This is a genomic window from Streptomyces sp. NPDC014861 (assembly GCF_043081625.1).
Taxonomy (GTDB): Bacteria; Actinomycetota; Actinomycetes; order Streptomycetales; family Streptomycetaceae; genus Streptomyces.
The window spans coordinates 169,152-182,280 of sequence record NZ_JBIBWV010000003.1; the positions used below are offsets into that span (position 1 = coordinate 169,152).

The following is a 13,129-nucleotide window of genomic DNA, read 5'->3' on the forward strand; positions in this document are numbered from 1 at the left end:
CGCCGCGTGGTTTTCCTCGCCCGCGGCCGGGCGCCGCGCCCCCCCGCCCCCCCCCCGGCCCCCGGCGGGGGGGGGGCCGCGGCAGGGTGCGGGGGCCCCCGGGCTCGCGGGGAGGCCCCCCAGCGGCTGGGCGGGGCGAGGGCGCGGGGCGAGGGCGCGGGCCGTCCCGCGGTTGTCGGTGGCGGCTGGAAGGATCGCGCGCATGACACCCTTGCTCCTCTCCGACATCGAACGAGCCGTGCGCAGCAGCTGGAGCGCCGAGACCTGCACACCCGAGTACCGGTCCCGCTGGACCGGGGACAACCCCGCGCGGGACCAGTGCGGAGTGACCGCGATGGTCGTGAACGACCTGCTGGGCGGCGAACTGCTCCGCGGCGAGGTCCACGTCGACGGCCAGCGCGTGGACTACCACTGGTGGAACCGTCTGGGCATGGGCGTCGAGATCGACCTCACGCGTGAGCAGTTCGGGCCGGAGGAGACCGTCACCGACGGCATCGTCATCCCCCGCCCGCCCTTCGGCGAATGGAGCCGGCTCCACGAGGAGTACACGCTCCTCCGCACCCGCGTCCTGCACCGCCTCGGCCGGCCGGACGCGCCCGGTGCCGAGGAGGAGCGTCCGGCGTGACCCCCGGGAGGACCGACGTGACGGAGCTGCGCGTCCGTCTGGAGGAACTGGCCACCCCGTCAAGGGTGTTCGTGGCGTCCGGACGGTTCACCGAGCCGGATCCCGACCTGCCGGAGCTGGCGGTACGCATCCGGGCCCTGCTCGCCGAGACGGCGGCGGACGGGGCGTGGCGGCGCTTCCTCCCCGGGTACGTGCCGCCACCCGTCCCGGAGATCTGCGCCGCGCTGGAACCCCTGGAGGCGGCCGAGGCCGTTCCGTTCCTGACCACGCTCGCGACCGTCGACCTGATCTGGCCGAGCCACCGGCACCGGCCGGCCGACGCCGCCGCCCGCGCGGCCGACCGCGTCGTCGCCCTGCTCGGCCCGGAGGGCAGCTGGTGGACGAACCACGACGCCTCGTGCGGCGCGGTGAACGGACTCACCCCGCTCTTCGACAGCCTCCTCGCCGGGACGGACGGCCGCCGCTACGCCCTCGCCCTCCAGATCGCCGACGACTGAGGCGCCGGCCGACCGGGAGGGCGAGGGCGCAGCGGCCCCGCGTCGTCAGTGCATCAGCAGCAGTCGCGTGTTCGACACGAGCTTGCGGTTGACGCTGGTGCTCTGCACGAAGATGGTGAAGTCGGCGTTGTGGTCGGGCTTGACGCGGACCTCCTCGTCGGGGAGGCCGAGCAGCGCCCGCGCCTCGGGCCCCGTGTAGACGCGGTCGGTCTGCTTCTCCAGCACGGCGATCCGCTTCCGGGCCTGGATCTTCTCGGACTTGCTCAGCTGGTAGAAGGCGCACCCGGTCCGATACGTGTGCCCGGACTCGGTCACCCACTCGCGGATCGCCGCGTCGCGCGTCACCGGGAGCAGCTCGTACCCGGCGGAGTCCACCGGGGTGAGGCCGGCCGCGGCGATCGTCTTGCTGTTGACGGCCTCGGCGCCGACGGAGAACACCGCCCGCGAACCCCGGATGCCCTTGGTGCGGCCCACCATGAACTTCTCCGTGGCCTGCTGGATGACCTGCCCGGCCTCCTCCAGGCCCCGGGTGCTGGTGGCGTCCCAGATGGCGACGTTGTCCTTCGGGAAGCCGCAGTTCATGGCCTCGCGCTTGCCCATCTGGTCCGGCACCAGGACGGCCAGCGTCCAGTTGTCGTCCTGCTTCTCGATCATCTCGGCGACGGCCGCCACCAGGGCCCGCGGCTCCTTGCTCGGCGCGTCCGGGCAGCGGTGGCTGGCGTTCTCCTGGCCGTCCGTCAGCACGAACGTCAGGAAGCTGTGGTCGCCGTACAGCTGCGCGGTCTGCGCCAGCTCCCGCTGCGACTTCAAGGCGGCGGCGAGCAGGGCGGTCATGCCCCCGACCCGGTACATCTCCTTCAGGGACGGCATCCGCAGCACGTCCTTGTCGTAGATGACGCACTGCACCTTGTCCGCGAACACGTACACGGTGACCCGGGTCTCCTGGTCCAGCTCCCGCGACCGGCGGGCGAGGTACTCGATCTGCTGGTCGGCGACCTCGACGACCTTGTTCCGCAGGTGCGACATGGACGAGCTCGCGTCCAGCACGAGGGCGACGTGATTGATGTAGTTCTGGCTAACGGACACGGCGAAACTCCCCGTCTTTCTGCCGGCTTGATGGTCCTACCGTCTCACCCGCCACTGACAATCGACCGAGCTCACGAACCGCCCCCACCAGGCCTTCGAGCGTCCGCCCGCACGGGGAAGTCGGCCAGGGCGAGCCGTCGGACACGCACGGCAGCCCTCGTCGGCGGTGCGCGTCACCGGCCCGTCGCGGCGCCTGCGAGCCGGGCTGTCGTCACGGACAGCCAGAGGAGCCCGAGACCGGCGCCGGCCGTGAAGGCGGCGACGGACCAGGCCGAGGCCATGAAGCCCGCGAGGACGCCCACCGGTACGACCCGCGAGGCGATCGCCCAGGCCCGCAGCCCGGCGGCGGCGAACGACCTGCCCAGGACGACGAAGGCCGCGCACAGGGCGACGTAGCCGACCATCCCGGCGAGCATGTGCACGGTGCCGTGCCCGGTCATGACGGTCGCTTCCGGCGCGCCGACGGGGAACCCGGCCCCCGCGTCGGCGGGGAAGCCCGCCGCGACCCAGAAGGACACGCCGAACACCCCGACGAGAGCGGGCCCCCAACTGCCGCCCGGACGTCCGCGGAGCACCCGTCGAAGCCCCCACGCACCGCCGACCAGCAGCACCCCCGTGACGAGGAAGCTCACGGTCTGGATCCATCCCTCCGCACCGAGCGCGAGCTGGCTGAGGGCGTTCCGTCCGAACGAGAACCCGTCCCGCAGCACCCCCTGGGCGACGCCGGCCGCCAGGAACAGCGGCCCGGCCGCGACGCCGCACGCCGCGCCCACCCACCCTCCGGTCGAGGCCCGTGCGGACGGGCCGGCGGAGTCCGCGGCGCGGGGGACGGTGAGCGTCTCGGTCATGACGGAGCCTTCCTGGCGGCGATGGTGTCACTCCTCCGACCGACGGCACGGCCCGCACTCATCGCTCCGCCGCGAAGGAATCCCTCCGCCCGACTCACCCAGGGGTGCTCCGAGGGGCCCCTTGGGCGTCGTTGGCCTCGAAGACCTGGCCGGCGGCGCACGGTTCGCCCGCGAACCGGCCGGTGCTCCCTCCGCCGACTCCCACCCGGTCGCCCTCACGGGCGAAGAGCCTGCCGTCGGCGTCGTACACGGCCGCCTCGCCGTTCTCCTCGCGCACCGACCAGCCGTGGCCCCAGGCGACGGTCGTCGGCTCGTCGCTCCTGGGGGAGGACACGGCGACGCAGTGTGTGTCGGTGACGACGAGACCCCGAGAGGTGGGCGTAAAGGCCCGGGAATCGGTCCCCCGCGCCCCGGGTGATGATCCTCGCGGCGGACTTCCCGTGCGCCGCGGCCCGCGAGTCGGCGGTCGCGGCCTTCACCGGTGAGGGGACAGCCGCCTTCGGCCCCTCCGCGCCGGTCCCTGCGCACGCGGTGATCGCGGCGGCGAGGAGCGAGGCGCCCGCGAGGGCGGTGACGCCGCGGAGGAGGGCGTTTCGCCCCTGCCCGGTGGGCGGGGCCGGGGTGCATCCACCGATGGACATGGGGCTCCTGTCGACGACACCGGCTGAGTCATGGCCATGTGGCCGTGAACCCGCCCTGATGCAAGGCGAGTTCACGACCGACTCTACTTCCTGCGGGGGAGCCGGGTGGGGGCGTCGTCAGCGGCCTCCGGCCGCACGGCGGGCACGTTCCCCAGGGCGGGGCGGTCTCCTCGCGTACGGCGGGCGAGCGGCCGGACGACGAAGCCCCGGGGCACTCGCCCCGGGGCTTCGGACCGAGACGACGGTCAGCGCGCCGGGACACTCTCCGGCGTCGTCGTCACAGCGGCAGACTTGATACGGAAGACCTCAGGCGCGGGCGGTCCCGCCCGCACCCTCGCTGCGGGAGCGGGTCACGCGGCGCCGCCGGCGCCCTCGCTGTCGTCCAGCCCCTCGACGTCGAACGATCCGAAGTCGCCCTCGCCCTCGCCGAGCTCCTCGTCGGTCGGCATCATGGCGTCGGAGAAGGCGCCCATCAGCTCGTCGATCTTCAGATCGGTCGCTCCGGCGGGCGCCACCGGCGTGACGCCGGGGCTCAGCTTCAGCGAGAGGCCGAACTTGTCGACCTTCGCGTTCTCGGTGAGCGGGGCGAGGTCGACGTACACCTCCTTCAGCTCGCCGTTCTTGAGCGTGAAGTCGGCGGTGACCTTGCTGTCGGGGGCGTCCTTCAGGTCGCTGCCCGTGGGCAGCTCCACGCCGGGCGGCAGCTCCTCGGAGAGCGGACGGATCTCGTCGAAGAGGTCCGTGATCAGGGTGCGGAACGACGCCGTGGCCGAGATCCGCTCGGTGCCCTCCTCGCCGCCGGCCGTCTTGAACTCGACGTCACGCGCGACGACCGCGCGCAGGCCCTCCAGAAGCTTCTTCTGGGTCTTCGCGTCCAGCGTGGGCTCCGCCGACGGCTCGGCGCCGCCCGTCTCCCCGCCACCGGCCGCGTCCTCCGCCGGACCGCTGCCCGGGGCCGCGGCGAGCTCCTCGCCCGCCTTCTCCATCTCCTTGGTGTCGAACTTGACCCACTCGCCCTCCAGCAGCTTCTTGAAGGCGCCGGCCTCGGCCGGCAGCTCCTCGGCCGGCGGCATGGGAATGCCCATGGTCTCCGTGAGCTCGGTGACGTCGGAGCGGAGGTACGTGTGGTCGCCGACGACCCGGTACTCCAGCAGGTCGCCGCCGGAGGTGCTGACCTTCATCGCCACGCCGACGTAGTCCTGCTCCCCGGACTCGTCGAGCGGCTTCTTCGACTCCACCGTGACGTTGATCTTCGCCCCGCTGATCAGCTCGGCGACCTCGTCGGGGAGCTCCTCGCCCGGCTCCGGTGCCGACGCGGCGTCGATCTCCTTGAGGGTCCGGGTGTCGACGTCCAGGTCCAGCTCGAAGGAGAGCGACTTCGTCTTCCCCAGCTTCTCGAACGCCTGGTCCAGCTTCTTCCCGGCGGACAGCTGCTCGACCGTCCCGCAGGCGGCCGAACCCGCCAGGACGGCGCCGACGACGGCGGTGGCGGTGATGGTCTTGCGTATGGCGGTGATGATGGTCTCCTCGGTGATCCGACCACGACGTGATCACCGGCAAGACTCACAGCCCGCTCACAGGGTTGCGCGACCGTGACGGACATCACTTCTCAGGCTCGTGCGGCCGTCCGTCCCGTCCGCCTTGTGCGCGGAAGAGCCGTTCCCGGCCACCCCGAAGTGCCCGCGCCGGGGCCGCGTTACAGTACGGCAGCGTGGACCCACTGAGACCCGGCCAGGACCCCGCGCGCATAGGCGCCCACACCCTCCTCGGCCGGCTCGGCGCGGGCGGCATGGGGCAGGTGTACCTGGCCCGTTCGCCGGGCGGCGGGACGGTCGCGCTGAAGGTGATCCGGAACGAGATCACCGGACACCCGGAGGTCCTGGCGCGGTTCCGCCGGGAGGTCGCCACGGTGCGGGCCGTCCGCAGCCCGCACACCGCGCAGCTGGTCGGCGCCTCGCTCGACGAGGCGCCGTACTGGCTCGCCACCGAGTACGTCCCCGGGCCGACGCTCCGTCAGGCGGTCGGCAGGCGAGGCCCGTTCGCGCCCGAGGAATGCCGCAGCCTGTTCAGGTCGCTCGCCGTGGCGCTGGAGAGCGTCCACGCGTACGGGATCACCCATCGCGACCTGAAGCCGCAGAACGTCATCCTCGCCGCCGGAGGCCCCCGGCTGATCGACTTCGGGATCGCGCGCGGCCCGGACGACACGGCCCTGACCCGGACCGGCGCGGCACCGGGGACCCCCGGCTTCACCGCCCCCGAGGTGCTGCTGCGCAACGAGACCTCCGCCGCCGCCGACGTCTTCGCCCTGGGCGCCACCATGGCCTACGCGATGACGGGGCGCCCGCCCTTCGGGGAGGGCCCCGCCGAAGCCGTCTCGTACCGGGCGGTCCACGAGGACATCGACCTCGGTGAAGTCGGCGGCATGGACAGGGTGTTGGTCGATCTGGTCCGGGCCTGCGTGGCGAAGGACCCCGCGGACCGTCCGCGCACGTCGGAGGTGATCGCCCGGTGCGAGGGCCAGGGCCGAGCACCCCTGCCGCCGACCCGCGTCGACCCGACGGACGGGCCGGGCGCACCCACGGGTACGGACACGGGTGCGGTGCCGACTCCCGTACGGCGCAGCCGGTGGGGCGCGGTGGCGCTGGTCCTGGCGTTGGCGGGTGCGGCGGGCACGGTGGCCTGGCAGGAGCGGTACCGGGCGGACACCGGGAGCGGGGACGGCGTCGGCGCGACCGGCGTGATCCCGTCGTCGTCGCCCGGGACGGGGGACGCGGAGCAGCCCACCCGCCCTCCCGCGGAGCCCGGGCCGAAGCCCGCCCCGGAGGTCGCGTCGGACGTGCGGTGGGTCCGCTCGAAGGACCCGAAGCAGGCGAAGCTCGGGGCGGGGGAGTGTGACCGGCTCCCGGAGGCGGGGCCGTCCGGCAGCAGGTCCTCGACCTCGGTCACGTACCGCTCCGGCGCCCCGTCGGCCGATGTCAGCTTCTCCTTCTCCGGAGGCGAAGGAGAGACGTACCGCCTGGTCGCCGGAGTGAAGCCGCCCGGCACGAAGGGTTTCGGCCACACCTCCCGGCCGGTCCGGGTCGGCACGGCCGGGAAGTCGCTGACCTACCCGAAGGACTTCCCGGGAGCCCCGCCCGTCACCGCCAGGGCCGGTGACTGGACGGTGGTCGTGTACCGGGCCGACGGCGATGACAGATCCGCGTGGAAGCGCTTCGGCTGCACGGGCTTCCGGGCGATGTCCGCCGGCGGTCGGTGAGCGGGGGCACGGCCGGCCGCGAGCCGCCGTGCACGCCCGGCGCCCTACCCCTCGACGTCCAGGGCCGTGCCGTACAGACGGTCCACCTTCAGACGGACGACCACCCGGCCCTCCGCCACCAACTGCTCCAGGAACGCGGCCTCGTCCTGCGGTCGCGCCGCCTCCGGGATCATGCCGAGAAGCTCCCGGCCGACCTCGTCGCCGGGGACGGCCGTCCGCTCGGAGACCTCGGCGTCGCCCTCGGCCACGGCGAACGACCACACGTTCCCGCCCTGCACGTGCAGGGCGGCCCGCGGATTGCGCCGCAGGTGGCCGACCTTGACGCGGTCGGCCGTCGTCGAGAAGCGGACCGTGCGCTCCTCGGGGTCCCAGCTGTACATCATGGTGGTCAGGTGGGGGTGGCCACTGCTCCTGACGCTGGCCAGTGTGCCGAACTGCTGCCCGCCGAGCAGGGCGGAGAGGGCGTCGTCGGTGAGCGGGCGCGGCGCCGCGGGTTTCGTCATGCCGGGGTCAACTCCCGTACGTGCCGCACCATTCCCACCCCGCCGCACGTCTCCGGCCGCTCAGGCTTGCCCGGTGCCCGGTGCCCGACCACTCCCGGCCACTTGCCGCCTCCCGTACGAGCCGCCCCCACCGAGCCGCCCCCACCGAGCCTCCCCGCCCGGCAGCGGCCACGTCCAGGCGCGCCCGGCTGCTGGTCGGCGGGCCCGCGGCCCCGGGGTCAGGCGGCGTTCGGACCCACGTCCGACGGGGTCAGCGGGCGACGGACGGGCGCGAGGGCGGAGTACTCGTCGGCGCCGACGTCCCGGGCGCCGGTGCGGGAGTGCCCATCGGCGTCCTCCGCCACGGTGAGCGAGGTGAGGGTGGCGGCGTCGACGGCGGGGCTGCCGGCGGTGAGGCGGTGGACCCCGTCGGAGTCCTTGCGCAGCTGGGGGTCGACGCGGCGGAAGCCGCCGGAGGGAATCGTGCCGTCGGCGGCCGAGCCCCACAGGATGTTCCCCTGCCAGGTGAACCCGCCGGCGGCGCCGAGGTTCACCAGGGTGCCGCCGGTGGCGACGAGGATGTTGTCGGCGACGACCACGTCCCGCGGCTCGTACGTCCGGTTCTCGCCGGAGATCGTGGCGGAGTTGCCGACGAGCGTGTTGTGCGCGATGACGGCCCGGTCGCACGCGTCGTTCCCGCGCCGCTGCTCGGTGGTCTCGCCCGCGTGGTGGTCGCGGACGGTGCCGCTGCCGATGACGAGGCCGCGGGAGGTCGTCCCCGAGATGTGGTTGTTCACCACGAGGTGGTCGTTGCCGTACAGGCGCACGCCGTTCTCGCCGCCGAGGACGTGGTTGCCCTCGACGGTGGTCGCGTTGCCGTGCCGCAGGACGATGCCGCCCTTGCCGTCGCGGAGGGTGTTGTACCGGATCGTGTTGCCGGAGGACTTGACCGAGATGGCCTCGGGGTCGCCGTCGCAGCGCTCGAAGAGGTTGTGCTCCACCACGGCGTCGGCGGTCGACAGGGCGCGGTGGCTGACGCCGAGGCGGATCGCCTCGCCGCCGTTGGCGCCGGTGTAGGAGTGATCGGCGAAGTAGTTCCGGAAGATGTGGGTCCGCTGGGCCATGGCGGTGGTCCCGGGCCCGTCCACGACCAGGAAGATGCCCTGCGAGCTCCGGTGGTGGAAGTGGTTGCGGTCGATCTTGGCGTCGTCGCCGCGGACCGTCACCCAGTCGAGCCCGGCGGTGTCGGCGAGCCTGAAGTCGTTGCGGGTCAGCCGGATGCGGGGGCAGTCCGCGGGGACGGCGAGGGTGGTCGTCTGACGGAAGGCGAAGCCGCTGATCGTGATGTCGCTGGAGCCGGAGAACAGGAAGCTGACCGACCCGCTGAGCACGGCGCCGCCGCGACTGGCGGAGACGATGGTGATGGGGGCGCTCGTGGTGCCGTGCCGGTCGGTCACGCGGATGCCGGCGGACGGGACGGTGTAGGTGCCGTCGGCCAGGACGATCCGGTCCCCCGGGACGGCGGCGTCGATCGCGTTCTGGAGCGCCGCGATGCTGGTCACGGTCACCGTGCCGGCCGCCGCGGCGGTGCCCTGGGCCAGGCCGGACAGCGGCACGGCCGCCGCCGCGCCCATCAGCGTCCCCCTGAGGAACGTACGTCGTCGCATGGTGCCTCCTGAAGTGGTCGGCCTCCACCCTCGACGTCACCCCTGCCGTCTCGCTGACGCCCCGCTAACGCGCCCGCGCCGCCGGTATTCCGCGCGCGTGGGCGCGGACCGCTCAGGGCAGGCATGCCGGTCGTTCGGGGCACGGACGCGGACCGCCCGGAACGAACACGCGGGCCGTTCAGGACAGGGAAAGGATCACGTCAACGTCGGAATTCTGCCGGACAGTGGGATCCGCCCTCTGCTTGTCTGAACTCATGATCCACGCAAGCGATTCCTCGCTCTTCCGCTCCCTGCACACCCCCTCGCGTCCGCTCGCGCTCGCCAACGTCTGGGACGTCGCCGGCGCCCGGATCGTCGAGGCCGCCGGTGCCTCCGCGGTCGCGACCACCAGCGCCGGTGTCGCCTGGTCGCTCGGCGCCCCGGACGGGGACCGCGTCTCGCGGGACCTCGTGCTGGATCTCGTCGCCCGCATCGCGGCGGCGGTCGAGGTCCCGGTCACCGTCGACATCGAGGGCGGCTACGGCCGGACCCCCGCCGAAGTGGCCGACACGGTGGCCCGGTTGGTGGAGGCGGGCGTCGCGGGCGTCAACATCGAGGACGGTACGCGTCCGCCCGGCGACCTCGTCGACCGGCTGACGGCGGCCAGGGCCGCGGCGGAGCGCGCGGGCGCCGACCTCTTCCTCAACGCCCGCGTCGACACGTACCTCAAGGGGCTCGGGGACCCCGCGACCCGGCTCCGGGACACCGTGGACCGTGCCCGCTCCTACGTGGACGCCGGCGCGGACGGCGTCTTCGTCCCCGGCGTCACCGACCCCGCCCTGATCAAGGACCTGGCCGCCGCCCTCCCCGTCCCCCTCAACATCCTGGCGGGCCCCGGGGCCCCGACGGTGGCCGAACTGGGCGCCCTGGGCGTGGCCCGCGTCAGTGTCGGCTCCGGCGTGGCCCAGGCCGCCTACGCCGTCGCCCGCCGCGCCGCGGTCGAACTGCTCGGCACCGGGGGCTACGACTCCCTGCGGGACGGCATCGACTACCCGGAGCTCAACAGCCTCCTCACCCCCTCCGACTGAGGACGGGCACGGCGGGGGAGGCCGTGGGGCCGGCCGGCGCGTGATTCCGGATATCGGACGGACCGATGATCGTCCCGATATGCTGCCTCGTCGTCGAGGCCAGGAAGGAACCGCGCCATGAGCAGCACCACGACCTCCTCCCCGTTCCCCGAGCAGACCGAGCTGAGGGGGGAGGGGCTCGTCCTGCGGGAGTGGACGGAGTCGGACCTGCCCGCGATGCCGGACCTGTTCGAGGACCCCGACGTCGCCTACTGGACCCCGATCGTCTCGCCCTTCGACGCCCGGGCGGCCGTCACGCGCCTGGAGCGGGCCCGCACGCTGCGGGCCGACGGTGAGACGCTGCTCCTCGCGATCACGGTCGACGGCGGCGCGGCGCTCGGCGAGGGCATGCTGCGGCGCATCCCGGGAGGCGTGGAGCTCGGATACGCCATCGGGCCCGCCCACCGGGGGCAGGGCCTCGCCGCCCGCGCGGTGCGGGTCATGGCGGCGTTCGCCCTCGCGGAGCTCGGCGCGGAGCGGGTGATCCTGGAGCTGGAGGCGGAGAACGCCGCCAGCGTCGCCGTGGCCGCCAAGGCCGGCTTCACCCTCCTCGACGTCCCCCTGATCGAGGGGGAGGAGAAGGGTCGCCCCTTCGTCCTCCAGACGTGGAGCCTGCCGCACGCGTCCTGACCGCCCCGCAGCCCGGGCCGCGCGAGGCCGCCGGTTCCTCCCGCCCCTCGCCGTCCCCCGGCGGCGGCCGCGCGAGGCCGCCGGTTCCTCCCGCTCCTCGCCCCCCAGCGGCGGCCGCGCGAATCATCCGTCCCCGCCCGCCGCCCGCCAACGCCCCGCGACCGTCCAGGAGTCGGCCGGTTCCGCCCCGAGCCGGACGAGATGGTAGAACCGGTCCGGCCGCCCCTGCGCGAGGAGTCGTTCGAGGCGGCGCCGCCGGGTGACCGGCGGACGGACGGTGGAGCAGTGCGTGCGGAGAGGGGAACAGGCGTGACCGACGGGGGACGGAATCCGTATGCCCAGGGGGCCGGCGGCGGTCGCGGCCACGGCTACGGACACCCCGCCCGCCCGGCCTGGACGCCGCCCCCGCCTCCTCCCGGCGGGGGCATCCCGCCGCAGCCCGGGTACGCCCCCTCCGCCCACCGGCGTTCGGGCTGGGTCCGCTTCCGGGAGGGCGACTGGCCCGCCCCCATGGACCTGCTGCGGCGGGTACGTCTCCACGGCTGTGTCTGGGCGCTCATGCTGCTCTGCCTCTGGCCGTTGCTGCTGACCGCGCTCTGGTACCCGCTGGCCCGCACGGCGGCCCGCCAGGCCCACCGCAGGTTCCCCGTCCAGGCGTACCCCCGCGTGGTGGACCCGTTCATGAAGCGGGTCCAGGACGCCCGCGCCTGGGCCGCGCTGGCGGCGAGCTGTCTGATCCTCCTCGTCTACGGCACGGGACAGGATTTCGCGGAGCTCCAGGCCCAGTACCTCCTGAGGGTCACGACGACACCCTGGCTGGTGCTCCTCACGGCCCCGCTGATCATCCTGGCGGTGTTCCGCCTCGCACCCCCGTCGGCCCGCCCCTTCATGCGCTCCCACCTGGGCTCCTCGGGCCGCGCGGCGCTCTGGTACTTCGGCGCGTTCACGGCCGTGCCGCTGCTCTTCGCGACCATGGTGGGGCTGAGCGAGCTCTTCGGGTCCATCCGCCCGGTGATCATGATGGGCCTCCTGTTCCCGTGTGTCTGGATGCTCAGCTTCGTGGTCTTCGCCTCCCTCACCCTCGTCCCCTCCGTCTTCGGCCTCTCCCGCGTCCACGCCGCGCTGCCCGCCCTGGTCACCGGCGTCCTCGTCTGGGAACTGGCCGCCGTCAACCTGGCCTTCTCCGGCATGCCGCCGGGTCCCGTCCCCGTCCAGCTCGCCGCGATCGTGGGCGGCCCCGCCTCGGTCACGGCGATCGCCTGGTGGGAGCTCAGACGGCTCCGGGACCGGTACGGGGTACGGCTCCGCGCCGCCTAGGCCGACCCCGATGCCCCCGCTTCCCCACGAGTCCCCGCCCCCCGGCCGGGCCGCGCTGGACCGGCTCGACGCCTACCTGGAGGCCCTCTGGGACGGGACCGCGGAACCGGACGCCCGGCCTGGAGTCGAGGCGGGTGCCGGGCCCGGCGCCGAGGAGCCGGAGCGGCCGCCCGCAGAGGGGGAGGACGACCCGGACGGACTCCACTCCTGGGCCCTCGACCGCCTCCGGCGCCTTCCCCGCACACCCCGGGACGACTTCGTACGCCGGGTCGGCGGCCTGCTGACGGAGTTCCGCGGGCGCCGCGGCCCGTGGAACGCGGCTGCGCTGCGCCTGCTCGACGATCCCTACACCTTCGTCGCGGCCGGCCCCCGGCGGCACCGCGACTGGGCGGACGACGTCCGCGCGGTGATGCGGCGGTCCGTCCGTGACCCCCGGGGTTGGATCCGGCTGGACCGCGACCGTCTCGACGACGTCCGCCACAGCTTCCCCGACCACCCCTTCGACCCCCTGGCCATCGCCGAACTCCCCGCCCGCCTTCACCCCGTGGGCCTCGACACGGCGGTCGCCGCGCTCGCCGTCATGTCCGAGGAGTGGCAGGCGGAGCCCGCGCCCGTCCGCTCCCGTCCGAGTCCCGACCGGGCCAGGATCCTGGCGGACGCCCGTACCCTCCTCGACCGGTACGGCCCCGCCGCCGGCCTCTGGACCAACGCCACCGGGGCCGCGGACGGCGCGAGCCCCGACTTCGTCGCCGCGGGACTCGCGGGGACCCGCTCGCACCGCTGCGCCACCACCGAGTACGTCAAGGGGCTGGACATCGTCGACGACCTGGGCGTGATCGCGGTGAACGAGGACGAGGTCGGCGTCTTCTGGTCGTTCGGCGCCTGCTGACGGCGAAGCGCCGCACAGCGGGGAGGGTCCGCGGGGCCGGCGCGTCGTGCGGTCCGTGTCATCCGCACGGCCCCCGCGAGGATGC

At 74.0% G+C, this 13,129-nt stretch carries 13 protein-coding genes; 7 read left to right on the forward strand and 6 right to left on the reverse strand.

Annotation, left to right across the window (positions count from 1 at the left end):
* Nucleotides 1–202 precede the first annotated feature (202 nt).
* Complete coding sequence (locus tag ACF1BN_RS07490; protein WP_392330633.1) at nt 203–625, forward strand: hypothetical protein; 423 nt, start codon at nt 203–205, stop codon at nt 623–625.
* Complete coding sequence (locus ACF1BN_RS07495) at nt 622–1,122, forward strand: hypothetical protein (RefSeq protein WP_392330634.1); 501 nt, start codon at nt 622–624, stop codon at nt 1,120–1,122. Before ACF1BN_RS07490 ends, ACF1BN_RS07495 begins: the two co-directional genes overlap by 4 nt.
* A gap of 45 nt (nt 1,123–1,167) precedes the next feature.
* On the opposite strand, the gene ACF1BN_RS07500 is transcribed toward ACF1BN_RS07495, so the two are convergent.
* From ACF1BN_RS07500 to ACF1BN_RS07515, 4 genes are all read right to left on the reverse strand, one after another.
* Nucleotides 1,168–2,208 carry a vWA domain-containing protein gene (locus ACF1BN_RS07500; protein WP_392330635.1) on the reverse strand — a complete coding sequence of 347 codons (1,041 nt, stop codon included), beginning with the start codon at nt 2,206–2,208 and terminating at the stop codon, nt 1,168–1,170.
* Between the two features lie 173 nt (nt 2,209–2,381).
* On the reverse strand, nt 2,382–3,056 hold the full coding sequence (locus ACF1BN_RS07505; protein ID WP_392330636.1) for a DUF998 domain-containing protein: 675 nt from the start codon (nt 3,054–3,056) through the stop codon (nt 2,382–2,384).
* 94 nt (nt 3,057–3,150) lie between these two features.
* Nucleotides 3,151–3,390, reverse strand: a complete 240-nt coding sequence (locus ACF1BN_RS07510; RefSeq protein WP_392330637.1) for a hypothetical protein — start codon at nt 3,388–3,390, stop codon at nt 3,151–3,153.
* 657 nt (nt 3,391–4,047) lie between these two features.
* A complete protein-coding gene (locus ACF1BN_RS07515; protein ID WP_392330638.1) occupies nt 4,048–4,935 on the reverse strand; it encodes a hypothetical protein in 888 nt (295 codons plus the stop codon).
* A gap of 473 nt (nt 4,936–5,408) precedes the next feature.
* Between ACF1BN_RS07515 and ACF1BN_RS07520 the strand changes: the two genes are divergently transcribed.
* Nucleotides 5,409–6,953 (forward strand): serine/threonine-protein kinase, encoded by a 1,545-nt coding sequence (locus tag ACF1BN_RS07520; protein WP_392330639.1) that lies wholly within the window; start codon nt 5,409–5,411, stop codon nt 6,951–6,953.
* A gap of 44 nt (nt 6,954–6,997) precedes the next feature.
* On the opposite strand, the gene ACF1BN_RS07525 is transcribed toward ACF1BN_RS07520, so the two are convergent.
* Complete coding sequence (locus ACF1BN_RS07525) at nt 6,998–7,456, reverse strand: pyridoxamine 5'-phosphate oxidase family protein (RefSeq protein ID WP_392330640.1); 459 nt, start codon at nt 7,454–7,456, stop codon at nt 6,998–7,000.
* A gap of 218 nt (nt 7,457–7,674) precedes the next feature.
* The gene (locus ACF1BN_RS07530; protein WP_392330641.1) at nt 7,675–9,102 is read right to left on the reverse strand and encodes a chondroitinase-B domain-containing protein; all 1,428 of its coding nucleotides are present in this window, start codon (nt 9,100–9,102) and stop codon (nt 7,675–7,677) included.
* A 254-nt stretch (nt 9,103–9,356) separates the two neighbouring features.
* Here ACF1BN_RS07530 and ACF1BN_RS07535 point away from each other — a divergent pair, with 254 nt between their 5' ends.
* From ACF1BN_RS07535 to ACF1BN_RS07550, 4 genes are all read left to right on the forward strand, one after another.
* Nucleotides 9,357–10,169 (forward strand): isocitrate lyase/phosphoenolpyruvate mutase family protein, encoded by an 813-nt coding sequence (locus tag ACF1BN_RS07535; RefSeq protein ID WP_392330642.1) that lies wholly within the window; start codon nt 9,357–9,359, stop codon nt 10,167–10,169.
* A gap of 117 nt (nt 10,170–10,286) precedes the next feature.
* Nucleotides 10,287–10,838: a GNAT family N-acetyltransferase gene (locus ACF1BN_RS07540; RefSeq protein ID WP_392330643.1), complete on the forward strand. Its 552-nt coding sequence runs from the start codon at nt 10,287–10,289 to the stop codon at nt 10,836–10,838.
* Nucleotides 10,839–11,147: 309 nt separating this feature from the next.
* A complete protein-coding gene (locus ACF1BN_RS07545; RefSeq protein ID WP_392330644.1) occupies nt 11,148–12,155 on the forward strand; it encodes a hypothetical protein in 1,008 nt (335 codons plus the stop codon).
* 10 nt (nt 12,156–12,165) lie between these two features.
* Nucleotides 12,166–13,044 carry a hypothetical protein gene (locus tag ACF1BN_RS07550; RefSeq protein ID WP_392330645.1) on the forward strand — a complete coding sequence of 293 codons (879 nt, stop codon included), beginning with the start codon at nt 12,166–12,168 and terminating at the stop codon, nt 13,042–13,044.
* The last annotated feature ends 85 nt before the right edge of the window (nt 13,045–13,129 follow it).

Excerpts from the sequence above, each read along its gene's own strand:
- ACF1BN_RS07490 (WP_392330633.1), top strand. The coding sequence starts at position 203 with ATGACACCCTTGCTCCTCTCCGACATCGAACGAGCCGTGCGCAGCAGC.
- ACF1BN_RS07505 (WP_392330636.1), bottom strand. The coding sequence starts at position 3,056 with ATGACCGAGACGCTCACCGTCCCCCGCGCCGCGGACTCCGCCGGCCCG.
- ACF1BN_RS07525 (WP_392330640.1), bottom strand. The coding sequence starts at position 7,456 with ATGACGAAACCCGCGGCGCCGCGCCCGCTCACCGACGACGCCCTCTCC.
- ACF1BN_RS07530 (WP_392330641.1), bottom strand. The coding sequence starts at position 9,102 with ATGCGACGACGTACGTTCCTCAGGGGGACGCTGATGGGCGCGGCGGCG.
- ACF1BN_RS07535 (WP_392330642.1), top strand. The coding sequence starts at position 9,357 with ATGATCCACGCAAGCGATTCCTCGCTCTTCCGCTCCCTGCACACCCCC.
- ACF1BN_RS07540 (WP_392330643.1), top strand. The coding sequence starts at position 10,287 with ATGAGCAGCACCACGACCTCCTCCCCGTTCCCCGAGCAGACCGAGCTG.
- ACF1BN_RS07550 (WP_392330645.1), top strand. The coding sequence starts at position 12,166 with ATGCCCCCGCTTCCCCACGAGTCCCCGCCCCCCGGCCGGGCCGCGCTG.